Source organism: Streptomyces sp. NBC_01224 (assembly GCF_036002945.1).
In the GTDB taxonomy this organism is placed as follows: domain Bacteria; phylum Actinomycetota; class Actinomycetes; order Streptomycetales; family Streptomycetaceae; genus Streptomyces.
In genome coordinates this window covers 5,792,890-5,815,772 of record NZ_CP108529.1, presented here as the reverse complement: position 1 = coordinate 5,815,772, position 22,883 = coordinate 5,792,890, and the positions used below count along the sequence as shown (strand labels likewise).

Annotated in this window: 23 protein-coding genes and 1 pseudogene; 8 read left to right on the top strand and 16 right to left on the bottom strand. The window is 71.0% G+C overall.

Annotated features, from left to right (window positions below; translation table 11 throughout):
• Positions 1–77: 77 nt before the first annotated feature.
• The 8 genes from OG609_RS26175 to OG609_RS26140 all read right to left on the bottom strand — a co-directional run bounded on the left by OG609_RS26175 (position 78) and on the right by OG609_RS26140 (position 8,485).
• The gene (locus OG609_RS26175; protein ID WP_327275060.1) at positions 78–875 is read right to left on the bottom strand and encodes an ABC transporter permease; all 798 of its coding nucleotides are present in this window, start codon (positions 873–875) and stop codon (positions 78–80) included.
• The gene (locus OG609_RS26170) at positions 862–1,812 is read right to left on the bottom strand and encodes a 2-aminoethylphosphonate ABC transporter permease subunit (protein ID WP_327275059.1); all 951 of its coding nucleotides are present in this window, start codon (positions 1,810–1,812) and stop codon (positions 862–864) included. The genes OG609_RS26175 and OG609_RS26170 overlap by 14 nt, the downstream gene beginning before the upstream one ends.
• Positions 1,805–2,896, bottom strand: a complete 1,092-nt coding sequence (locus OG609_RS26165) for an ABC transporter ATP-binding protein (protein ID WP_327275058.1) — start codon at positions 2,894–2,896, stop codon at positions 1,805–1,807. The genes OG609_RS26170 and OG609_RS26165 overlap by 8 nt, the downstream gene beginning before the upstream one ends.
• Entirely contained in the window at positions 2,893–3,600 is a 708-nt protein-coding gene (locus OG609_RS26160; RefSeq protein ID WP_327275057.1) for a phosphonatase-like hydrolase, read from the bottom strand. The genes OG609_RS26165 and OG609_RS26160 overlap by 4 nt, the downstream gene beginning before the upstream one ends.
• Positions 3,597–4,721 carry a TIGR03364 family FAD-dependent oxidoreductase gene (locus tag OG609_RS26155; RefSeq protein WP_327275056.1) on the bottom strand — a complete coding sequence of 375 codons (1,125 nt, stop codon included), beginning with the start codon at positions 4,719–4,721 and terminating at the stop codon, positions 3,597–3,599. Before OG609_RS26155 ends, OG609_RS26160 begins: the two co-directional genes overlap by 4 nt.
• A gap of 152 nt (positions 4,722–4,873) precedes the next feature.
• Positions 4,874–5,644, bottom strand: coding sequence for a GntR family transcriptional regulator (locus OG609_RS26150; RefSeq protein ID WP_327275055.1), 771 nt, complete (start codon positions 5,642–5,644; stop codon positions 4,874–4,876).
• An 82-nt stretch (positions 5,645–5,726) separates the two neighbouring features.
• Positions 5,727–7,070, bottom strand: coding sequence for a hypothetical protein (locus OG609_RS26145; protein WP_327275054.1), 1,344 nt, complete (start codon positions 7,068–7,070; stop codon positions 5,727–5,729).
• 260 nt (positions 7,071–7,330) lie between these two features.
• Entirely contained in the window at positions 7,331–8,485 is a 1,155-nt protein-coding gene (locus OG609_RS26140; RefSeq protein WP_327275053.1) for an ROK family transcriptional regulator, read from the bottom strand.
• Positions 8,486–8,541: 56 nt separating this feature from the next.
• Between OG609_RS26140 and OG609_RS26135 the strand changes: the two genes are divergently transcribed.
• The 3 genes from OG609_RS26135 (at position 8,542) to OG609_RS26125 (ending at position 10,606) form a co-directional block, all read left to right on the top strand.
• Positions 8,542–9,708, top strand: coding sequence for a Gfo/Idh/MocA family oxidoreductase (locus OG609_RS26135; protein ID WP_327275052.1), 1,167 nt, complete (start codon positions 8,542–8,544; stop codon positions 9,706–9,708).
• Entirely contained in the window at positions 9,705–10,184 is a 480-nt protein-coding gene (locus OG609_RS26130) for a heme-degrading domain-containing protein (protein WP_093900345.1), read from the top strand. The genes OG609_RS26135 and OG609_RS26130 overlap by 4 nt, the downstream gene beginning before the upstream one ends.
• Before the next feature lie 245 nt (positions 10,185–10,429).
• Positions 10,430–10,606, top strand: a complete 177-nt coding sequence (locus tag OG609_RS26125; protein WP_327275051.1) for a hypothetical protein — start codon at positions 10,430–10,432, stop codon at positions 10,604–10,606.
• 363 nt (positions 10,607–10,969) lie between these two features.
• Here OG609_RS26125 and OG609_RS26120 read toward each other — a convergent pair whose 3' ends face one another.
• Positions 10,970–11,242: a hypothetical protein gene (locus tag OG609_RS26120; protein ID WP_327275050.1), complete on the bottom strand. Its 273-nt coding sequence runs from the start codon at positions 11,240–11,242 to the stop codon at positions 10,970–10,972.
• A gap of 69 nt (positions 11,243–11,311) precedes the next feature.
• On the opposite strand from OG609_RS26120, the gene OG609_RS26115 reads away from it, so the two are divergent.
• Together OG609_RS26115 and OG609_RS26110 are read left to right on the top strand one after the other, a co-directional pair.
• A complete protein-coding gene (locus OG609_RS26115) occupies positions 11,312–13,639 on the top strand; it encodes a M9 family metallopeptidase (RefSeq protein ID WP_327275049.1) in 2,328 nt (775 codons plus the stop codon).
• Between the two features lie 180 nt (positions 13,640–13,819).
• Positions 13,820–14,195: pseudogene (locus OG609_RS26110) on the top strand (transposase); the annotation flags it as partial.
• Here the strand turns inward: OG609_RS26110 and OG609_RS26105 are convergent.
• The 4 genes from OG609_RS26105 to OG609_RS26090 form a co-directional block, all read right to left on the bottom strand.
• Positions 14,192–15,052, bottom strand: a complete 861-nt coding sequence (locus OG609_RS26105; protein WP_327275048.1) for a fumarylacetoacetate hydrolase family protein — start codon at positions 15,050–15,052, stop codon at positions 14,192–14,194. The pseudogene OG609_RS26110 and the gene OG609_RS26105 overlap by 4 nt on opposite strands.
• Before the next feature lie 135 nt (positions 15,053–15,187).
• Positions 15,188–15,958: a YidC/Oxa1 family membrane protein insertase gene (locus tag OG609_RS26100; protein ID WP_327275047.1), complete on the bottom strand. Its 771-nt coding sequence runs from the start codon at positions 15,956–15,958 to the stop codon at positions 15,188–15,190.
• A gap of 91 nt (positions 15,959–16,049) precedes the next feature.
• The gene (locus tag OG609_RS26095) at positions 16,050–16,382 is read right to left on the bottom strand and encodes a DUF6412 domain-containing protein (protein WP_327275046.1); all 333 of its coding nucleotides are present in this window, start codon (positions 16,380–16,382) and stop codon (positions 16,050–16,052) included.
• A gap of 122 nt (positions 16,383–16,504) precedes the next feature.
• Complete coding sequence (locus OG609_RS26090; RefSeq protein ID WP_327275045.1) at positions 16,505–17,035, bottom strand: winged helix-turn-helix transcriptional regulator; 531 nt, start codon at positions 17,033–17,035, stop codon at positions 16,505–16,507.
• A gap of 152 nt (positions 17,036–17,187) precedes the next feature.
• Here OG609_RS26090 and OG609_RS26085 point away from each other — a divergent pair, with 152 nt between their 5' ends.
• Positions 17,188–18,651 carry an MFS transporter gene (locus OG609_RS26085; RefSeq protein ID WP_327275044.1) on the top strand — a complete coding sequence of 488 codons (1,464 nt, stop codon included), beginning with the start codon at positions 17,188–17,190 and terminating at the stop codon, positions 18,649–18,651.
• On the opposite strand, the gene OG609_RS26080 is transcribed toward OG609_RS26085, so the two are convergent.
• From OG609_RS26080 to OG609_RS26070, 3 genes are read right to left on the bottom strand one after another with little or no spacing between them, the layout of a single operon-like run.
• On the bottom strand, positions 18,620–20,155 hold the full coding sequence (locus tag OG609_RS26080) for a sodium:solute symporter family protein (RefSeq protein ID WP_327275043.1): 1,536 nt from the start codon (positions 20,153–20,155) through the stop codon (positions 18,620–18,622). The genes OG609_RS26085 and OG609_RS26080 overlap by 32 nt on opposite strands.
• A complete protein-coding gene (locus OG609_RS26075) occupies positions 20,152–20,310 on the bottom strand; it encodes a DUF3311 domain-containing protein (protein WP_078840020.1) in 159 nt (52 codons plus the stop codon). Before OG609_RS26075 ends, OG609_RS26080 begins: the two co-directional genes overlap by 4 nt.
• A 55-nt stretch (positions 20,311–20,365) precedes the next feature.
• Positions 20,366–21,160, bottom strand: coding sequence for a class E sortase (locus tag OG609_RS26070; RefSeq protein ID WP_327275042.1), 795 nt, complete (start codon positions 21,158–21,160; stop codon positions 20,366–20,368).
• A 78-nt stretch (positions 21,161–21,238) separates the two neighbouring features.
• Here OG609_RS26070 and OG609_RS26065 point away from each other — a divergent pair, with 78 nt between their 5' ends.
• Complete coding sequence (locus OG609_RS26065; RefSeq protein ID WP_327275041.1) at positions 21,239–22,240, top strand: SEC-C domain-containing protein; 1,002 nt, start codon at positions 21,239–21,241, stop codon at positions 22,238–22,240.
• A gap of 109 nt (positions 22,241–22,349) precedes the next feature.
• The gene (locus tag OG609_RS26060; protein WP_327275040.1) at positions 22,350–22,856 is read left to right on the top strand and encodes a GNAT family N-acetyltransferase; all 507 of its coding nucleotides are present in this window, start codon (positions 22,350–22,352) and stop codon (positions 22,854–22,856) included.
• The last annotated feature ends 27 nt before the right edge of the window (positions 22,857–22,883 follow it).

Sequence of the window (22,883 nt, the reverse complement as noted above, 5' to 3'; positions counted from 1 at the left end):
CGTATCTCCTGGATGTCGGCCGGAAGCCGGCCGGAGTCAGTACGGGGGGGGTATCGGCCGATCCACGGATCGACGGATCAGCGGTACGAGGCCCTGGTGCGGATTCGGGCGACGCCGAGCAGCACGAGCAGCGTCGTTCCCATCAGGACCACGGCGACGGCCGCTCCGGTGAACAGCGAGCCACGGTCGGTGGCCGCGAAGATCTGCACCGGGAGCGGTGTCCAGTCCGGCGGGTAGAGCATCATCGTGGCGCTCAACTCACCCATGGACAGCGCGAAGCAGAGCCCTGCGGCCGCCGTGAGGGCCGGCAGCAGGAGCGGCAGCTTGATGCGCCACAGGATGTACGAGGGCCGGGCGCCGAGACTGGCCGCCGCCTGTTCGTACATCGGGTCGAGACGCACTATTGCCGCCGAAACCGACGAATAGGCGAACGCCGTGACAAGAATCGTGTGCGCCAGGATCACGATCCAGCGCGTCCCGTTCAGCAGCATCGGCGGCTTGCTGAACGCGACGAGCACGGCGAGGCCGACGACGACCGACGGCACGGCGACCGGCAGCATGAACAGCGCGTCGAGGAACCCCCTGCCGCGCCTGCGCAGCGAGGCGGCGGCGAGCGCGGCCCAGGTGCCGACGGTGAGCGCGAGCAGACTGGCGCTGACGGCGGTGATCAGGCTGGTGGTCAGGGCCTGGAGGGAGTCGCCGCCGGTCGCGGCCGCGTAGTGCACGGTGGTCGGGCCCGAGGGGAAGGCGCCGGACCAGTTGGTGGTGAACGACGCGGCGAGGATGACCAGCAGCGGCACCGCGAACAGCGGGACGAAGAGCACGAAGAACACGGCCCAGGCGGCCCACTTCCCCGTACGGCTATGCACCAACACGGCGGCTCACCATCCGATACAGGCTGTAGAGACCCACGGAGATCGCGATGTTGACGACGGCGACGACACAGGCTGCCGGGTAGTCGGACTCCAGGATCGCCTTGCTGTAGACGAGCATCGGCAGGGTCGTGACCCCTTTCGCGCCGGTGAACAGCACGATGCCGAACTCGTTGAGACACATCACGAGGACGAGGCTGCCGCCCGCGGCGAGCGCGGGGAGCGCCTCGGGGAGGATCACCTGCCGCACGATCCGGGCCGGCTTGGCGCCCAGCGAGGACGCCACCTCCAACTGCGCGGTGTCGAGCTGCGAGAACGCGGCGAGCAGCGGGCGCATCACGAACGGGGTGAAGTACGTGACCTCGGCGAGCAGCACGCCCCACGGGGTGGTGAGGAAGTCGAAGGGCCCGTTCGATGCCCCGGTGACGTCCGTCCACAGGCCGTTGGCCATGCCGACATTGCCGTAGATGAACAGCAGGGCGAGCGTGATCAGGAACGACGGGAAGGAGAGGAAGACGTCGATGAACTTGGCGACCGCCCTGCCTCCGGGGAACGGCACGAACGCGATGACCATGGCCAGGACGAAGCCCAGCACCAGACATCCGACTGTCGAACCGACCGCCAGCCACACGGTGGTCGTCAGCGCGGAGCGGAACGACTCGGAGGCGAACACGTCACCGTACGGGGCGAGCGAGGTGCCGCCCTCGTCCGGGCTGACGGACTGCTGAACGACGAGGGCCAGCGGGTAGAGGAAGACGAGTGCGAGGACGGCGACGGGCGGCAGCGCCCAGACGAAGCGGGGGATCCGGCGGTCGCCCGCACCCCGGTCCGGGCCCTCGATGGGCCTGCGCGGGCCGGCGATCGAGCCCGTCCGCCGCCCGAGGACGGACCGGCTGCCTGACGGTCCCGGGCGGACGTCCGCGGTCAGCGCGCTAGGCATGCGCCCCTCCTCCGGCTCCCGGTGCCGTGCCCGCAGGCAGCAGCACCGCATCCTCCGCGGCGAAGTGCAGCGTCACCGTGTCACCGAGCGCCGGCGTCTCACGCAGCTCGCGGAGGTCCGCCTTGACCCGGTGCCCGTCGACGTCGACGTACAGCCGGTGGGTGGAGCCCCGCCACTGCACCTCGGCGATCGTGCCGCTCAGCGCGTTGGGCCCGTCGCCGAGCCCGACCAGATGGGGCCGGACGCACAGCGTGGCGGTGGCACCGCCGGCCGCTTCGCCGGTCGGTACGTCGAGCGCGCGCCCCGCGAAGTCGACGGTGTCGGCGCCGTCGGCGACGGTGACCGGCAGCAGATTCGCGTTGCCGACGAACGACGCGGTGAACTCCGTACGCGGACGGCGGTACAGCTCCTGCGGGGTGCCGCAGTCCTGCAGCCGCGCCTTGTCCATGACCGCGATCCGGTCGGCGAGGGTGAGCGCCTCGACCTGGTCGTGGGTGACGTACAGGATGGAGACGTCCGGCAACTCCCGGTGCAGTCGCGCCAGTTCGGCGAGCATTCCGGAGCGCAGCTGGGCGTCGAGCGCGGAGAGCGGTTCGTCGAGCAGGAGCACGCCGGGGCGGATGGCGAGCGCGCGGGCGATGGCGACGCGCTGCTGCTGGCCGCCGGAGAGTTCGCGCGGGTAGCGCTCGGCGTAGGCGGCCATGCCGACGAGTTCGAGGGCCTCGGCGACCCGCTCGGGGATCTCCGCCTTCGCCGCCTTGCGGGCCTTGAGTCCGAAGGCGACGTTGTCCTTCACCCGCATGTGCGGGAAGAGGGCGTACTGCTGGACGACCATGCCGATGCCGCGTTTGTGCGGCGGCAGCCCGGTGACATCGCGGTCGCCGAGGTACACCCGGCCCGAGGCGGGCTGCACGAATCCGGCGACGGCGCGCAGGGCGGTGGTCTTGCCGGACCCGGAGGGCCCGAGCAGCGCCATGACCTCGCCGGGTTCGACGGTCAGATCGAGCCGGTCGAGGACGGTGTTCCCGCCGTAGGCGACGCTGACCTGATCGAAACGGATCCCGCCGGTGGCCCCGCCGGTCATGCTTCCGCCCGGGCGACGAGGTCCGGCAGCTCGGCGACCGAACGCAGGACGTGGGTGGCCCCGTTGCGGGTCAGCTGGTCCTTGTCGTGTGCGCCGGTCAGCACGCCCGCGACGATCCCGGCCCCGGAGCGGACGCCGCTGAGCATGTCGTACGAGGTGTCCCCGGCGACCACGGTCTGCTGGACACCGTCCACCGCACCGGTGCGCAGGAATGCGGCGAGGACCATGTCCGGGTGGGGGCGCCCGCGCCCTCCCGCGTCGGCGGGGCACAGGGTCAGGTCGGCCAGGTCCTGCCAGCCGAGTGCGGCGAGGATCGCGTCCTGGGTGACGCGCGCGAACCCGGTGGTGAGGACCACCGTGCGGCCGGCTGCCTTCAGCTCCTCGATCGCCTCGCGGGCGCCGGGGACCGGGGCGATGAGGCCGCGGTCGACCAGTTCCCCGTACGCCTCCTCGAAGGCGGTGTTGGCCTGCTGGGCCCGGCCCTCGTCACCGAAGAGGTGGCGGAAGACGGAGATCTTGGACTCGCCCATGGTGGCGCGTACGTAGTCGAGCTTCCCGGCGTGGTCGGCGGAGCCGGGCTCCACGCCGAGGCGCTGGGCCGCGGCGGAGAAGGCCTGCTCGACGAGGCCGCCGTCGGCGACGGTGGTGCCGGCCATGTCGAGCACGATCAGGTCGAGGGGGTTCTGCGAAGTCAACTTCTTCACCAGCCCAGTTCGTTGGCGGTCGTTTCGGCGATTGCGGGTGAGCAGGTCATGCCGCGGCCGCCCGGTCCGGTGACCAGCCAGACGCCGTCTCGCACCTGCTGGCGGTGGACGACCCGGCCGGTGTCGGTGCACTGGGCGTAAACCCCGGCCCAGCGGTGGCGGATCCTCGGCAGCGGGCGGCCGAGGAAGGATTCGACGACCCCGGTGAGGTGCTCGTACGGCTCCTCGACGGTGTCGAAGGAGAAGGGGTGCTCGTACTCGTGGGTGTCGCCAATAGTCAGTCCGCCGTCGCGGCGCTGCACCATCAGGAGCTGCATCCTGTGCTCGGCGGCGGTCGGCGCCTGTGCCTGCCGGGCGTTGAGGGTGTCCAGCGACTCGCTCCGGTACGCCGGGTAGTAGCGGAAGCTGTCGGCGTCGGCGACGGAGGTGGTGAGCGGCTCGCCGAGCGGGTCGGTCTGCATCATCTGGAGGCGTACGCGACGCACCGGCAGATCGGGGCCGGCCAGTTCGCGGACGAGTCCGCCGAGCCAGGCTCCGGTGGCCAGGATCACGGCGTCACCGGTGTGCACATCGCCGTGGTCGTCGCGGACGGAGGCGGTACCCATCACCTCGCGGACCTCACGCCCGCCGAGGTACGTATACCGCCCGGACTTCACCAGCTCCTGCTTCAGTGCCAGTTGGGCGGTGCGCGGCTCGACCGCCGCATCCCGCTCGCACCACAGGGCGGCGGTGAAGTCGCCGCGCAGCGCGGGGTTGATCGCGCGGGCCTCGTCGGCGGTGAGCAGCTTGTAGCCGCGGGCCGCCGCGTCGGGGCGGGCGACGGCCGCCTCCGCGACGGCGGTCTCCAGCTCGGTGCGGAGCGGGGTGAGCGAGCCGCAGGGCCGGAAGCCGAGGCCGGGGACCCGGGCCCCGATGCCCTCCCACAACTCACGGGCGCGAAGCGCGGTCTCCAGCTCCTCGCCACCGGCCCGGCCGCTGACCCATATCTGTCCGAAATTGCGGAGCGATGCCCCGCGTGCCTCGCTCTCGCGCTCGATCTGTACGACCTCGTGGCCGCGGTTCACTGCGTGCCAGGCGTGCATGGTTCCCACCACGCCGGCTCCTACGACGATGACTCTCACGACGGCTACGCTCCTCGGGGCCGGTGACCCGTACGGATCGGTACGGCAACGGGAGGGTGAACTGGGCCCCAAGCTTGGACTAGACCCGTTACATTCTCGTTATCGTGATGAGTCGATCGGCGGCTGCCGTGTCCGGGGCCGTTCGGGGCCGTTCAGCGTCCGCCCTGCGCGCCCAGGTGTGCGGTGAAGGAGAACCTGTCCCCGCGGAAAAGGGTCCGTACGCGCTCCAGCGGCTTCCCGTCCGTATCGCGCGAGATCCGGTGGATCAGCAGCATGGGCAGTGCGGGCGGCGTACCGATGAGCAGCGCCTCGCGCGGCGTCGCGAGCACGGTCTCGATCCGCTCGTCCGCATCACCGAAGGAGATCCCGAGCCGGTCGCGGAGGTAGGCGTAGAAGGACGAGTCGGGGTCGAATCCCTTGTCGAGATCCGGTACGCGGGCGACGGAGACGTACGTGCTCTCCAGGCCGACCCGGTCGTCATCGGCGAGCAGCACCCGCTCCAGGTGCCAGACCGGTTCGCCGCTCCCCACCCCGATGTCGGCGGCCAGCGCCTCGGGGCAGGGGAACCGCTCCAAGCCGATGAGGTGACGGCCAGGGGTGCGGCCCTGGCGGCGTACGCCTTCCGTATAGCTCGCCAGCGAGAGCGGCTGCTCCAGCTTGGGGCCCGCGACGACGGTGCCGCGCCCCTGGCGGGCGAGCCGCCCCTCCAGCAGGAGTTCGCGCAGCGCCTGACGCACCGTCTCGCGCGAGACTTCGTAGCGCTCGGCCAGATCGCGTTCGGTGGGCAGCATGCCGCCCTCGCCCAACTCCTCTATGAGGAGGGATACACGAGCCTTGACCGCGTAGTACTTGGGGATACGGCCGTGCTCCGGGATGCCGGAACGAATGGGTGCGCCAGGTGTCTGGTCGTACGGGTAGTCCACGGCCCGATGGTGGCAGACGGACATGAACACCCGTGAACGCCCAGACGCGGACGGGCCTGGCGACGGGTGCGGAAGGGGCGGTTCAGGGGCGGGGGCGGCGGCGCAGGCGGCGGGACCAGACCACCATGGCCCCGCCGCCGATCAGGAACCCGGCAACGGTGATGCCGGGGTAGGGAACAGTGGCCGGGCCGGTTGCGGCCAGCTCGGGGAGGCCGCTGTCGGCAGGGGTCGTCCGGCCGGGTGCGAGAGGCCGCGGAGCGTCACCGGTGCCGGTGACAGCGGTGCCGGCGGTGTCACCGGTGCCGACGGTGGCGCTGGGCGTGGCTTCGTCGGGCAGGGTGTAGCGGGGAGTGTCGCCGGCCTTCCCGGTCCCACCGATCTCCCCCGTCCTGCCGACCTCCCCTGTCTTGCCGACCTCGCCCGTCTTGCCGACCTCCCCCGTCCCGCCAACCTTTCCCGTGCTGCCGACCTTTCCCGTGCTGCCGACCTCGCCAGTCCTGCCGGCCTCTCCCGTCCCGCCGACCTCCCCCGTCCCGCCGACCTCCCCCGTCTCGCCGACCTCTCCGGTCTCGTCGCTCTCTCCGGTCTCGCCGCTGTCGTCTACGACGGCAAAGGGGTACTCGCCGGACTCGCCGACCCAGGCCCCGTCGTCCTTCCCGGTCCCGCCGCTCGCTGCGGGCTGCCGCTGGACGATCGCGGCATTGGCGGTCATCCGGCCCGGGCTGGTGTCCGAGGTGAACGCCATCCGGACCTCGACGGTGACGGTATAACCCGCGGGGATGGTGAAGCCCTCGAAGGAGTCGGCGCCGTCGCCGCCGAAGACACCGATGTGTTCGTCCTGGTCGGTGGTCTCCCAGGTGACGCGGTGCTCCACATCGGGACGGCTCGGCTCGGCGAACTCCAGCTGGATCTGGTCGGAGGTCAGCTTCCGGTCCTCGTCGGTGAGGACCAGCACAGGATGGATGGCCCGGCACGACTCGGTGGTGGTGTTGGTGAGGTCCAGGAACCAGGTTCCGTAGCCGCCGCCGGATGCGTAGGTGTCCGGACCACCGTGGATACGGGTGCTGATCGGGAAGTCGCTCGCCTCGGGATCACCGCAGGTGGGCTGCTGGTCGGCGGTGGCGGAGTTCGGCTTCGAGACCGGGGTGGCCGAAGGTACGGCGGAGGCGGGTGCGGCGGATGTGCCACCGAGGACGGCGGGAACCACGCTCGCCGCCGCCAGCCCGAGCGCGAGCCCGTGCCGCGTCCGCCCGGGGAGCGGGTGCGGGGACGAGGGCGAGGGCGAGGGCGAGGGAGGACGCGCGGAGGCGGTGGATACGGGGATGGAGGCGGCGGAGGACAGCGGGATGGACACAGGACCGGCCGCGGGGATGGATGCAGGGGTGGAAGCGGAAGGTCTGCCGGACGGGGGCGGTGTGGGGGGCATGTGGGGGCACCCTTCGCTGCTCGCGAGACGGTCGGCTCGCCCCGTGCGCCGGAGTTCACCGGTTCTGGGCCGCGACGCTGCCACGCGCGCGCGAGGCGACCGGCACCGACATGCCGGAGGGCCGCCCGGCCGGCGGCCCGCAACCGCTCGATCAGCTCAGCTGCGCCCCGCGTCCGCGCTTCTGCCCCGGACCGCCGCGCGGGCCACCGGACCGAAGCACCGGACCGGAGTCGAACCCGCCGCCCTCGGCCGCCGGGCGGTCACAGGATCAGGTCCGCACCCCCGTCCGCACCTCCGACGCCTCCGACGTCCGCACCTGCGACCCGCCCGAACAGCGGGGCCAGGACCAGCTGCGCGGCCCCCTCCGCGACCGGCCGGTCCCCTCCCCCGGTGGCGGTGACCGGCACGGGCGCGTCGATGCCGCCCCGCCGGGCGCGCTCGTCGATCACGGCGCGGACGCCTCGTACGTACGCATCGGGATCGGCTGCGACGGTACGGCCGCCCAGCATCACCCGGTCGATGTCGAGCAGCCCGACGAGGTTGGCGGCGCCGGTACCCAGCACCCGTGCAGCCTCCGCGACATCACCGCGGGCGACGGCGGCGAGACAGAGCGCCTCGATGCAGCCGCGCCCCCCGCAGCTGCACACCGGACCGTCCAGCTGGACGGTCTGGTGCCCGAACTCACCGGCCCCGGTACGGGCCCCGCGATGCAACCCCCCACCCAGGACCAGCCCGGCGCCGAGCCCGGTCCCGAGGTGCAGATACGCGAAGTCGCCCGCGCCCGCCGCGCGCAGGGCGAGGCCCAGGGCAGCGGCGTTGGTGTCCTTGTCGACGACGACGGGCAGCCCGGTCCTCGCGGCGAGCACGTCCCGCAACGGGTACCCGTCCCACTGCGGGAACCCGGTGACGCGGTGCAGCACCCCGCCCCTGTGGTCGAGCGGCCCCGGCACCGCCACGCCGACCCCGAGCACCGGCAGGTCCACGGGCTGCGCGCCCCCGTCCCGTACCGCCGCGACCGCGTACGCCGCCACCGCGACCACTTCGTCCGCCGGGGCGCCGAAGTCCAGCGGGGCGGTACGGCTCGCGGCAACCGCGCCGGCCAGGTCGACGAGCACCACCGTCAGCTCGTCGCGGTCCAGGTGCATGCCGACCGCGTACCCGGCGTCCGGCACCAGCCGCAGCACGGTGCGCGGCTTGCCCCCGGTGGAGGCCCGGTGCCCCGCATCGGCCGCCAGGCCCTCGGCTCGCAGCCGGGCGGTGATCTTGCTGACGGCCTGCGGCGTGAGCCCCGTACGCTCGGCGAGTTCGAGCCTGCTGATGCCGCGCTCGCCCGCCACCCGCAGCAGATCCAGCACCAACGCCGCATTGTGGCTGCGCAGCGTCGGCAGGTTCGCACCGCTATTGCTCCTGTTCACAGCCCCATTGTCCCTGTCGCTTGCACTTTGGCAACAGCGTTGCTTAAGTGGCGGGCATGACTGGCAACGCGACTCACGAGACGCCCGGGCTGTCCGAGGCCCCCCTGCGCGTCGGACTCGTCGGCTACGGCCTGGCGGGTTCCGTCTTCCACGCCCCGCTGATCGCCGCGACCGAGGGCCTCGTCCTCGACACGGTCGTCACCTCGAACGAGGAGCGGCAGGCGCAGGCGCGCGCCGAGTTCCCCGACGTACGGTTCGCCGCGTCGCCCAAGGAGCTGTGGGGGCGCGCGGACGAACTCGATCTGATCGTGATCGCGTCGCCGAACAGGACCCATGTCCCGATCGCGACCGCCGCGATCGAGGCCGGTCTGCCGGTCGTCGTGGACAAGCCGATCGCCGGTACGGCCGCCGAGGCGCGGGAGCTCGCGGCCCTCGCCGAGGAGCGCGGGGTGCTGCTCTCGGTCTTCCAGAACCGCCGCTGGGACAACGACTTCCTCACTCTCGCCCGCCTGATCGCGGACGGTGAGCTGGGGGACGTACAGCGCTTCGAGTCCCGTTTCGAGCGGTGGCGCCCGCAGCCGAAGGGCGGCTGGCGCGAGTCGGGCGACCCCCAGGAGATCGGCGGGCTGCTGTACGACCTGGGCAGCCATGTCGTCGACCAGGCGCTCGTCCTGTTCGGACCGGCGGTACAGGTGTACGCGGAGTCCGATGTACGCCGCCCCGGCGCCGCCGCCGACGACGACACGTTTCTCGCGATCACCCATGCGAACGGGGTCCGCTCACATCTGTACGTCAGCGCCACCACGGCCCAGCTCGGCCCGCGCTTTCGGGTGCTCGGCTCGACCGCGGGCTATGTGAAGTACGGCCTCGACCCGCAGGAGGCCGACCTGCGCGCGGGCGCGCGTCCGACGGCGAACCGGCCGTGGGGCGAGGAGCCCGAGAAGCTGTGGGGCCGGATCGGCTCGGGCGAGTCCCCGCTGACGGGCGGCGGCGCCCCGGTCCGTACGCTGCCGGGCGACTACCCCGCGTACTACGCGGCGGTCACCGACGCACTGCGCGGAAAGGGTGACAATCCAGTGACCGCCCTCCAGGCCGCCGCTGCCCTGGACGTACTGGAGGCCGCGCGCCGCTCGGCCCGCGAGGGCGTCACCGTGCCCCTGCCCGCCGCAACCCCGTCCACCTCCGCCGATACCGAAACCGATACCGAGGAGCAGACCGTATGAACCCCACCGCTCCGACCATCTCCGAGCTCATCGCTCAGGAACGCCGACTGACGCTGCCGCATTTCAGCTACGACGACGCGTACGCGCTCGGCGGCCTGCTCGTCTCGATGGCCCGGGAAAGGCACGCCCCGGTCGCGATCGACATCCGCCGCGGCGCACAGCAGCTGTTCCATGCCGCACTGCCGGGATCGAGCGCGGACAACGACGCCTGGATCGACCGCAAGCGCAAGGTCGTGGAACGGTACGGCGAGAGCTCGTACCTGGTCGGATCCCGGTTCCGGTCGAAGGGGACGACCTTCGACGAGTCCTCGCGCCTGGACCCGGACATGTACGCCGCGCACGGCGGTTCGTTCCCGATCGCGGTCGAGGGCGCGGGCGTCATCGGCTCGGTGACGGTCTCGGGCCTGCCCCAGGCGGAGGACCACGCCCTGGTGGTCGAGGCGCTGGAACAGTTCGCGACGACGATCGGCGCGTAACGGGAAGGAGGGGTGGGGTGCCGGCGACGCGTCACCCCACCCCTCCGATCTGTCAAGGCGGTCATCCCGGAGAAGAAGGACCAGGCCGCCAACCGCAAGAAGAAGGGCTCCACAGGCGGCCGGCCCCGTCCTCCTCGGCCTCGCCGCCCCAGCCATTCGCGGCCGCGCGAAACGCTGAGCACCGGCACGTCCCGGCAGAAGCCGGGGCATGATGCTGTTGAGCACCACCATCAGAGGCGGGACACATGACGAGCGCACCCGATTACAGCCACGGCATCGACTCCGAACGCGCCCTCAAATACGCCGTCCAGCACATCCGCGGGGACCGTGTTCAGATCATCGAGGGGATCATCGAGCCCGCGTCACCGACCTGGGTGGGTGAAGGCCGCGCGGAAGTTCTCCAAGGCACGCGGGAAACGTGACGAAGCCCTTCCCCCGGCGGGGGAAGGGCTTCGTGGGTGAGCGCTGGGCAGGCCTTGCACCTGCATTTCCCCGCAGGAAGCGGGGTGTCTTTCCTTGGACCACCAACGCAGCGTCAGTCGCCGTGAGTTGCGGAAACTTCCAAGATCCACCATAGCGCATGCGGCCGTCGGTCGGCCCCGGCCATCACGAAGACGTTCGGCACCAAGGCAGTCCCCGACGGGGAGACGGCGCTGGACAGTGCGTGATCCCCGATCGAGTCGATCCGCGTCCGGCGCCGTCGCCAGACAGCCCGCGAGCCCGGACCATTTGGTTCGGGCTCGCGGCATGTATCGGTATCGGCCGGCGGTCGGCCTGGTGGCATGTCAGGCCGACTGCTCGACATGGGCGAGGCGGTTCTGGGCGTATGTGAAGAGCAGACCGACGTACACGCGGAGAAGTGCGGGGTCGGCGCAGCACACCTGGCCGGAGCCGTATTCCACAGCGATCAGGGAGCCCAGCGAGTTCGAGCGAGCGGCGGCCGGGACGGGCGAGTGGGCGCGCAACGGCCTTCCGGGGCCGCCGATCTGACAACATTTCGGTTTGCGACGGACGGCAATCCGGTCCGGGATCTTCCCGCGCGATGCGACATGTGCCATTTTACATGTCACATATTGATTGCCCGCATGCCCAACGTGCGGCCACGAAGGCCCCGGAGGCCCCCTCAGATGCGCCCCTCCCGGATATCAACGGCCAACGCGCGCAGGCTTTCTGCGCTCGGCGCCGCTCTCTTCGTCGCGCTCGGCCTGCTCACGCCGCAGAGCCAGGCCACCCCCGTCGGCGCCGTGACCAAGCTTGGCGCCAACGCTGCCGGACCCGCGGCCTCGGCGCCGCGGTCGATCCCGGTCCCCAAGTCGCCCGACGCCACGACCGACGGCTCCGGTTTCAAGATCTCCTCGCAGGACTCCACCGAAGAGTCCGCCCCGGCGGCCGCCCCGACCGCCGAGCCCGTCAAGGCCGGCAAGCAGTCGGCCGCCCCCGGCGGGAACGAATGCGGCGACCTGTCCGGAGTGATCAACGCCACGGGCAGCGCGCTGATTCAGCAGCTCAAGGCCCTCCCCGGGGTCACTTGCACCTACCCGCTGTTCAACCTCACCGGCACCGACGCCGGGAAGACGTTCCGCGAGCCCCAGATGGTGACCGTCGCCAACGCGCTGCGCGACGCCTCCGCCACCTACCCGGGCGACAACAGCACCTCCGTGGGCCAGTTGGTGATGTTCCTGCGCGCCGGCTACTACGTGCAGGACAACCACCAGGACGTCGTCGGTGACTACGGCACGGCGCTGCAGGCCTCGGCCCGCGGCGCGCTGGACGCCTTCTTCGCCGCCCCGCGCAGCAAGGACGTCACCGACGCCAACGGCGACACGCTCAACGAGGTCGTCACGCTGATCGACAGCACCCACGAGGCCGGCCGGTACGCCGGCGTCGTCAAGTGGCTGCTCGCCAACTACGACGCCACCTGGCCGAGCCGGATGACCCTCTCCCTCGAGAACGCCGAGCGCGTCGTCGAGAACGGCTTCGATACCAAGAACGACGGCCGGGGCTGGCGGGCCGCGCTCAAGGCCGACCCTGCGATCCTCAACACCTGGGCCGACTTCATCACCCGCAACGACACGCAGCTGAACCGCTTGGACGTCATCAGCAATGTCGGCCGCTTCCTCGGTTACGCCCTCGACGTTCCCGAGCTCAAGGACCGGGTCCGGCCGCTGCTGAAGGACCTGATCAACCGCTACCCGAACGTCGGCCCCACCGCCCCGATCACCATGAACCTGGGCTGGGCCACACGTCAGTACGACAAGGGCAACTGCGCGGCCTACGGCATCTGCGACCTGGGCAGCCGCGTGCTCCCGCTGGTCCTGCCGATCCAGCACACCTGCACCCCGGGCCTGAAGATCCGCGCCCAGGACATGTCCCCCGGGCAGCTGGCCACCACCTGCACCAGCCTGATCAACCAGGACGCCTACTTCCACCGCGTGATCGGTGACAAGGGCGCGATCCCCGGCGACGTGAACACCAACCTGGAGGTCGTCGCCTTCGACGACTACACCCAGTACTCGCTGTACGCCTGGGCCATCTACGACATCGACGTCGACAACGGCGGCATGTACGAGGAGGGCGACCCGGCCAAGCCGGGCAACCAGGCCCGCTTCATCGCCCACGAGGCGTCCTGGCTGCGCCCCAAGTTCGAGATCTGGAACCTCAACCACGAGTACACCCACTACCTCGACGGCCGCTACAACATGCACGGCGACTTCGACGCCGGCCAGACCACGCCGACCATCTGGTGGGTCGAGGGCATCGCCGAGAACATCTCGTACGGCTACCGCCAGGAGCGCAACGCCAACGCGATCGCTGCAGCCGGCAAGAAGACGTACAAGCTCAGCGAGTTGTTCGACACCGTCTACGGCCAGGACGACGACCCCGACGTCAACTCGGCCCGGGTCTACCAGTGGGGCTTCCTGGCGGTCCGCTACATGCTGCAGGCGCACCCCGCGGACATCGAGACCGTGCTCGGCAAGTACCGCACCGGTGACTGGAGCGGTGCCCGCACCTTCCTGAAGCAGACCATCGGCACCAGCTACGACGCCGGCTTCGCCACCTGGCTGACGACCACCTGCGCGACTGACAACTGCGGCCCCCTGCCGGAGGCCTCGTCCACCCCGCTCTGCACCGACGCAGACCCGCGCCAATTCGGCAAGAACTGCCGCCGGGACAAACTCGCGGCCACCACCGGCAACTACAGCAGCCACTTCCTGTACCTGCCGGCAGGCGTCCAGCACCTGACCATCACCAGCACCGGCGGCACCGGCAACGCCGACCTGTACTACAACGGCACCAGCTGGGCCACCACCACCTCGTACCAGGCGAAGTCCACCAACGCCGGTAACAACGAGACGCTGACCATCGACAACCCGCCGTCCGGCTGGGTCTACTTCAGCCTCGCCGCCGGACAGCAGGACTTCAGCGGCGTGAGCGTCACCACGCAGTACCAGTAGGCCGCTCCACCGGAACCCACCGAGCTCCGCCGAGCAGGGAAGGCCCCCGCCGGCGTGACACTGTCGGAAAACGGGGCTTGGGCGTGCGTCCCGCCGTCGTCGGGCGGCGGGACGCAGTGCCTGTCCCGCCCGACCAGGTCCGGAGCCGGCGGCACCTGGTACAACCGTCGGCGGCATCAGCGGCCTCGCCCTCGCCCTCAGCAGGCGCCGGCACGGGATGCAGCCGCAGCCGACCTCGTCCTACTCGTCCCGCGGCAACCGCGCCCACCTGCGGAAACGCCGCATCAAGGCGGTCATCCCAGAGAAGAAGGACCAGGCCGCCAACCGCAAGAAGAAGGGCTCCACAGGCGGCCGGCCTGTCAGCCGCGACGCGGACCTCCGCAAGGAACGGAACACCGTCGAGCGTCTGATCAACAAGCTCAAGGCCTGGCGAGGCATCGCCATCCGGTACGACAAGACCCCGGACAGCTACCTTGCCGGACTCCAACTACGCGCCTCAATGATCTGGCTCAAAGGCCTCACCCGAACCGCCCCAGGCGCACCCTCTTCCTGCTAGGCACCCTTCAGTTCCTGCCGCTGCCGCCCCAGTCCCGCGACCTCCAGCTCCACGACATCCCCCGCCCTCAGATACGGCTTGGGCTCGGGCTGTCCCAGAGCGACCCCCGCCGGCGTCCCCGTGTTGATCACATCGCCCGGGTACAGGGTCATGAAGTGGCTGAGGTACCGGACCACCTCACCCACGGGGAAGATCTGGTCGGCCGTCGTGCCGTCCTGCTTCAGCTCACCGTTGACCCAGAGCTTCAGCGGCAGCGCCTGCGGGTCGGCGATCTCGTCCGCCGTCACCAGCCACGGCCCCAGCGGGTTGAACGTCTCGCAGCTCTTGCCCTTGTCCCAGGTGCCGCCACGCTCGATCTGGAACTCGCGCTCGGAGACGTCGTGCGCCGTCGCGTATCCGGCGACATGTGCGAGCCCCTCCTCGGCGGACTCCAGGTAGCGAGCGGTGCGCCCGATGACGACCGCGAGCTCGACCTCCCAGTCGGTCTTGACGCTGCCGCGCGGCACCAGCACCGTGTCGTCGGGTCCGACGACGGTGTCCGGCGCCTTGAAGAACAGGATCGGCTCGGCGGGAATCTCCGCACCGGTCTCGGCGGCGTGGTCGTGGTAGTTCAGCCCGATGCACACGATCTTGCCGATCCGGGCGAGCGGCGGCCCGACCCGCAGCCCCTCGGCGTCGAGCTCGGGCAGCTCGCCGGGCGCGGCCGCGGCGGCCCGTACCCGGGCGAGCGCGGACTCGTCGGCGAGCAGCGCGCTGTCGATGTCGGTGACGATTCCCGACAGGTCACGCAGGGTTCCGTCCTCGTCCAGCAGTGCCGGTCGTTCCGCGCCTGCCGTACCCACACGAAGCAGCTTCAACGGTCTTTCTCCCCTTGGTCGAGATCGGGCCCGTCGGATGGGTGTCGGCCATCGCAGGCTTGTCCGATCGTCCAAGACATCCGATCACTCTGCAAGACCCTGTTCACACACTGGACCGGCGCACTGCCGTCCCGATTACGCCGCGGTGGCGATGGCGGCGCCGGCGGCCGGCATGTCGCGGTAGAGGACGGCCCGCTCGATCGCGGTCCAGGTGGTGCTCGTGACGACGTACAGCGCGGCGGCGAGCGGTACGACGGACACGGTGAAAAGCGTGGCGAAGGACATCAGGGGCATCAGCTTCGTCATCATGCCCATGCCCGGGACCGGCTGTCCGTCGGGCCCGGTGGTCGGGGTGACGGGGTTGGCGGCCATCTGCCGCTTCGTACGCCGGAAGTTGAAGGTGGCCACGACGGCGACGATCGCGAACAGGCCGAGGTAGACCATGCCCTGGGCCCCGAACGCTCCGCCGTGCGCGAGCGCGTCCTGCCAGTGCTCGCCGAGCAGGGCGCCGAAGAGCTGGTGGCCGAGCAGCTCGTTGGGGTGGCCGTCGATCGTCTGGCTGGAGAAGAGGTGGTAGAGGAGGAAGAAGGCGGGCATCTGCAGGAGGCTCGGCAGGCAGCCGGAGAGCGGCGAGACGTTCTCCGCCTTGTGCAGTTCCATGAGCGCCTTCTGCATGCGCTCGGGGTTCTTGCCGTGTTTCTTGCGCAGCTCGGCGATCTGCGGCTGGAGCCTGGTGCGGGCTTTCTGTCCGCGCGCAGCGGCCCGCGACAACGGGTGCACGGCGAGCCGCACGAGCGCCGTGAACAGCACGATCGCGGCGGCGGCGGACGCGCCCTGGAAGAGCGGGTGCAGCACATCGGCCATTGCGCCGACCAGGGCGGCGAATGCGGACATGAAGACGGACATGGGTGAGCCCTCCGGGGGTCTCGTCGTGCCGGGAAGAAGAGCGAACTCGGCATGACGAACCGCGAGGGGTGCCTACGGGTGGTGCGAGCCCCTACGCGGCCGTCGGGAGGGCACGGCCGGGGGCTCGGGGGCGCCTGCGCCCCTTGGCGTCCGGGTCTCGCTGCGGCAGGAACGCGGTGCGTTTCTCCCGGTCGCGGATGGCCGTACGGACCCGGGTGCGGGGCACGGGGACGGCACAGCGGGCGCTGATGACCGAGGCGGCGACGAGCGCGGAGCCGGCGGCCGCCGTGGCGGCGAGCGCGACGGCGGCGGAGAGGCTGCCGCCTTCGGCGAGGACGACTTCGGTGACGAGGAAGAGCAGCAGCCCCAGGGGGCGGAGCAGCCGGGCGAGGCCACTGCGCAGACGGTTCACGTCACCACTCATCGGCCCCTCCCTTCTTCCCCTTCGCGGCCTGATGGCCGGGCTCACGCAGCCACGCTTTTCGCGCAGGTGTGCGTTCGGCTCTCCAGCCGTTATACACGATGGGTCCGGCACACCCGTCCGCGCTAGGCGCGATCGGTCTCCAGCGGCCGCAGCAGTCGGCGCGGCGCGAGCAGGGCGCGGCTGACCGGATCGGCAGGGTCCGGATCGAGTCCGTCGCCCGGCCGCATCTCGACGTCCCCGGGCGGTACGGGCAGCGCGCAGGCCGGGCATTCGCCGTACGCGCCCAGTTCCGTACCGCAGGAGACGTGGACGAAGACGCGCATCGGCCGGGTGCCGGGAATGTGGTCGCGCCCCCACACCCCGATGGTGCGGACGACCGGCCAGAGTGCTTGGCCGCTGGCCGTGAGGACGTACTCGTCGCGCGGCGGCGACTCCTGGTAGCGGCGCTTCTCCAGGACGCCCGCCTCGACGAGCGACTGGAGCCGGGTGGCCAGCACGGCGCGCGGCGCACCGAGGTGGACGAGGAAGTCGTTGTAGCGGCGCACACCGTAGAAGGCGTCGCGCACCACCAGCAGGGTCCAGCGCTCGCCGATCACTTCGAGTGCGCGGGCGATCGAGCACTGCTGTGTCGCGTAGTCCTTGCCGAGAGCCATGGTGACCACTTTACCTCGTTACGGTTCAGTGAATGAACCTACCGTGCTAGCGTCGGCACGTGGATATGAGTTCATTCACCGAACCTTCCCTTCGAGCTTCTGGTCGTCCCAGCACGCGCCCCAGCCCCAGTCCCAGTCCCCGGAGCGAAGCCATGGCACAGCCCGTACGCCCCCGCCCCCAGCAGTCCGCCCCCGCGCACAAGACCCGTGACGCCCCACCGCAACCCCTGACGCACCCACCGACCGGCACAAGCCCCCACACCCGCGCCGCCCTCCGCCCCGGTGCCACCCTCGCGACCACCGCGGCAGCCACCGCCGTCGCGCTGATGAACTACACGTCGCCGATGACGACCGTCCCCGACATCTCGGCCGCGCTCGCCACCCCCGTGTCCGGCCGGGCCTGGCTGCTCAACGGCGCCCCGCTCGGTCTCGCCGTCTTCCTCCTGATCGTGGGCAGCCTCGCCGACGACTACGGCCGCCGCAGGCTCTTCCTCATAGGCACCCTCTCCCTCGGTGTGACCACCGGCCTGGGCGCCTTCGCGACGACCACCCTCGCCTTCACCGTGGCGCGTGTGGCCCAGGGCGCGGCGAGCGCCGCGATCCTCGCGACCAGCCTCGGTCTGCTGGTCGGTGCGTTCCCCGCGGGGACGGCCAGGATCAGGGCGACCGGGATCTGGGGCGCGTTCGTGAGCGCGGGGATCGCGCTCGGCCCGTTGCTCGCGGGCTCGCTCGGCTCCGTCGACTGGCGGCTGCCGTACGCCGTGCTCGCGCTCGCCGCCCTGCTCACGGCCGTGCTCGCGTTCCGTACGCTCGAAGAGTCCCGGGCTCCGCGCGGTGGGCGCCCCGATCTGGCGGGGGCCGCAACGCTCGGCCTGGCGATGACGGCGCTGCTGACCGCGCTGACGCTCGGCCGGGACGGCTGGCTGCGCGCACCCATCGGGCTGCTGCTGCTCGCCGCGATGGCCCTGACCGCCGGGTTCGTCGTGGTGGAGCGCCGGGCCGCGGCTCCGCTGATCGATCTGTCGCTGCTGCGCAGCCGCCCGTTCCTGGCGTCGTCGGCTGGCGGGCTGTTCACCGGTCTGTCGGTGATCGGCCTGTTCAGCTATCTGCCGACGCTGCTCCAGCAGGCGCTGGGAATGTCCGCGCTGGGCTCGGCCTGGCTGTTCCTGCTCTGGTCCGGTACGTCGTTCGTGGTGGCGCTGCAGGCGCGGCGGCTGGCGGGCCGGGTCGCTGCCCGGCACCAGCTGGCCGTGGGCTTCGTCCTGCACGCGGTGGCGGTGCTGTCGCTGCTGGGCATCCTGGACACGGCGGGCACCGCGCACACCGGTGCGTCGGTGTGGCTGCGGCTGCTCCCCGCCCTGGCCGTGTCCGGCATCGGCAGCGGGCTGCTCAATGCCGCGCTGCCGCGCCTGGCGGTCGAGTCGGTGCCGCCGGAGCGGGCGGCGATGGGTTCGGGCGCGAACAACACGGCCCGGTACATCGGCTCGTCGGCGGGCGTGGCCCTGACGATCGCGATCGCCGCGACGGGTTCGGGCGCGGACGGCGCGCTGCTGCTGTCGGTGGGCCTGGCCCTGCTGGCGACGGTCAGCGTCCTGTTCCTGCGGGAGCGCCGCTGAGCTCCGCGCCGTCCTTCGGGGACCCGATCTCGTCCCGCGCGAGCACCTCGCTGTCCGGCCGGTCGTCGTGCTCGCGCGGGCCCGCGTACGTCACGGCGAGCGCGACGACGAGGTTGGCGCCGAGCGCCACGATGCCCGCGTTCATCCCCCACACCGGATCGTTCTCCGTGAACACGAACCCGCACACCATGCCCACGCCGACGACCAGCCCGCTCATCGCCCCGAGCAGGGTCAGCCGCCGCCACATCAGCCCCAGCAGCACCATGGGGAGCAGCTGCGCCATCCCCTCGTACGAGATGAGGGAGAGCCGTACGAGGGTGTTCGGCGCGGTGTACGTGAGCACGAGCGCGATCACACCCGCGGCCACCACGACGGTCTGCGCGGCGCCCTTCTGCCGCCGCTCCAGCCGCGGCACGAGCGACAGCACACTGCGCCCCCACATCGTTCCGATGACCAGCATGAAGACGGCCATCGGCACGATCGACGACAGAGCCGCCGCCACACCGATGACGCCGACCGCCCAGGCCGGCAACGAGTCCACGACCAGCTTGAAGAGCGCCAGGTTGGACTCGGCGCCGACGAGCCCCGGCACGACGAAGAGAGCGGCCATGCCGAGCAGCATCGGCACGAAGAGCAGCACGTTGTAGGCGGGCAGCCACATCGCGTTGCGGCGCAGCACGTCGGCGTTCTTCGCGCCGAGATAGCCGGCGACGGTCGTCGGGAAGATCACCACGGTGAGGGAGTTGAGGAACGAGGTGGTGATGAACCATGCCTGCCCGAGACCGCTGTCCCCGTGCCCGGGGAAGGTCAGCCACTGGCTCTTCTCGGTGACGAGCCGGTCCAGGAAGGGCCCGTATCCGTCGAAGTAGTGGATCGGTACATAGAGGGCGAGGAAGCCGAGCGTGGCGATCACGAGGATGTCCTTGAGGACGGACACCCACGCGCTGCCGCGCAGCCCGCTCACCACGACGAAGCCGGTGGTGACGGCGAAGGCTATGAAGTAGGCCCAGTTCAGACTGATGGCACCGTAGGAGATGGTCGATACGACCACGCCCATGCCGGTGATCTGGAGCTGGATGTACGGCAGCAGGAAGACGGTCGCGATGACGGCGACCAGCGCACCGAGCCAGGGCCGTCCGAAGCGGTGCGCCACCATGTCGGTGATCCCGACGAGCCCGTGCTTGCGCGCGTACGCCCAGAGCGTCGGCCCGACGACATAGCCGAGGGCGTAACCGCAGGACATGTACGCCACCACGTAGAGCACGGGAGCCCCGTAGTTGTAGCCCCATCCCGCCGCGCCCAGGTAGCTGAAGCTGGTGTAGCCCTCGCCCGCCATCAGCACCCAGATGAACACGGTCCCGAGGCTGCGCCCGCCCACGGACCACTCCGCGAGCCCGCCACCCTCGCCGCTCCCTCGCCGTCGCCCGCGCATCGCGAGCAGCCCGAGGGCGACGGTGACGACCATGAAGACCCCGAAGACGGAGGTCGCGACTGCGGCGTTCACCGGCGGTCCCCCCGTCGGGTCAGCCATACGGCGACGGGTGTCAGCAGGGTCGCCCCGAGCAGCCATACGAAGAGGAACGGCAGTCCGAGAACCACGGGATGGACCCGGTTCACGAACGGCAGCGCCCCCAGGTAGAGGACATAGGGGACCAGCAACCACAACAACTGCGGACGTCGTCTGAGCACGTCAGGGAACCTTAGTGCGACACCGCTACCGCGCCCGGACCCCCGTGAGCTTCCCCCATACGACAAGCCGGTAACGGGAGGTGAATTCGGGCGTGCACGTAGTGAGCGTCACATAGGAACCGGCCGTGCTGTACCCGGCGTGCGGCTTCACATTGCTGCGCGGGACGGCCGCGATGACACCGCCATCACTGGCGCTGGTCTGCCCGAGCGTCCGGTCGACGGTGTACGTGTAGACGGCGTCCCGGGTCTCGACATCGATCCGGTCCCCGCGCCGCAGCCGGTTGATGTACCGGAAGGGTTCGCCGTGCGTGTTGCGGTGCCCGGCGAGCGCGAAGTTCCCGGCCCGGCCGGGCTGTGCGGTGCGCGGGTAGTGCCCGACGTACCCCTTGTCGAGGACGCCGCGTTTGCTGATGCCCTGGGCGACGGGGGCGGTGAGCCCGAGCCGCGGGATGCGGATGACGGCGTAGGCCTGATCCCAGCGGGGCGCGGGGGGTGCGGTGCGGCCCCCGGACGAACCCCCGCCAAAAGCCCCACGTCCGGACTCGCCACTGCTCCCCGTACCGCCCGCCGGCTCTTGCGGCTGCTCCGGTGGCTGCCCCTGTGGCTCCCCCCACTCCCTCTGAAGGGCCTGCACCTTGTGCTGGGCGTCGGCGCGGGCCTGCCGGTTGGTCCACCACAGTTGATGAACAACGAGCAACAGCAGGACGAAACCCAGGGTCACCATCACCTCGGCGCCCGTCCACAACCCGCGCGCGGCGACCCGGCGCCCTCGCGAGTTCCGCTGCACCACGACCGGTATCCGCTCCCGCACGGCCCGCACGATAGGGCCATGTGCCGTAACTCTCCAGGGCCGGAACAACCCTCCGTCCAGATGCCGTACAGCAGTACGGTGTGGTTCATGCGCCCCGACACGCCTGCTGACCACATCACCGAAGCCGAGCGCCTGCTGCGCACCGCGGCGCAGTACCCCGAGGACCGCGAGCCGCTGCTCCTCCAGGCCGCGGCCCATCTGGAGCTCGCCGGTGACCGCGCCCGCGCCACCACCCTCTACGACGAACTGCTCGGCTCCCCCGGCCTCGACCGCCCGCACCTGGTCAAGGCCCTGAACGCGGCCAACCTGTGGGAGTACGGCCACGAGGCCGAGGCCCGCGCGATCATCGACGGCATCCGTGCCGCGGGCCCGCTCGACCCGGCGCCCTGGGAGATCGCGGCCGAGACCCTCGAATCGCACGACGAGCTGGAGGCGGCCCACGACTACTTCACGACCGCGCTGACGCTCCTCCTCACGCCGGGCGAGGAGGTCCCGTACGCCACGCAGTCGCTGCTGATCGGCCGCCACCGTGTGCGAAGGCTGATGGGCGTCGAGCACGATGTCTGGGACGAGCTGGCCGACACCGTCCACACCGCCTCCGTCCCGCTGGACGAGCTGCACGACCCGAAGCGCCTGTGGGCGCTGGGCTCCTCGGACCCGGGCGAGCTCCGGGCCGAGATCACCCGCCTCCGCGCCGAACTGGGCACGTACCGCACCGCGCTGTCCCGCCCGTTCCCGGTGGCGGTGCTGCACTGGCCGGCCACCGAACTCGACGAACTCCTCAACGCGTACCCGGTCCTGCGCGGCGAGTACCCCTCCCACGCCGACCACCTGGCCCGCCTGGAAGCCGCACTCCGGGACCTCCACCAGGCCGGCACCCCGAACCTCGGCATCGTGACGGGCACGGTCCCGTCGTACGAGGCCTTCGCCGCCTCGGAAGCCACGTCCCCGGCCGACCCGGACCTCCTCCCCCAGTACGCCACCACCCTCGCCGCCCGCGGCCGAGCGGTCCCCTGGCCCCCGGCCCGCAGCGCACCCTGCTGGTGCGGCTCGGGACGGGCGTACCGGGAGTGCCACGGGGCGCAGTGACGGCCCCGGTCGATCGGGGGCCCAGCCACGCCAGGGCCCCCGATCGCAGGTCCACGTCCCTTACCGCCACAGCAAGACCCCTGGCCCCAGCCCCCCGTACCCTTCCCCCATGCCCGAACTCCAGCTTCTCCGCGCCGATCACGCCCCGGCCCTGCTCGCATTCGAGCAGGAGAATCGCGCCTTCTTCGCCGCGTCGATACCGGATCGCGGCGACGAATACTTCGCCCACTTCGAAGCCCGGCTCGCCGCGCTGCTCGCCGAACAGGCCGCGGGTATCTGCCGCTTCCACGTCCTGGTGGACACCGATTCCGACGGCGACGGCGAGATCCTGGGCCGGTTCAACCTGGTCGACATCGCGGACGGCTCCGCCGAACTGGGCTTCCGTATAGCCGAAAAGGCCACCCACCAGGGCCTGGCCACGGCCACCGTCCGCCAGATCTGCACCCTGGCCGCCACCGAGTACGGCCTGACCACACTGCGCGCAGCAGCCGCGCTCGACAACACGGCCTCCCGCGCGGTCCTGACCCGCACGGGGTTCGTCCCCACCGGAGAAGAACTCCTGCTGAACGACCGCCCCGGACTCGGTTACGTACGGAGCACGACGGGCGAGGTCTGAGGGAGCGCCGAAATCTCAAGAACGCGG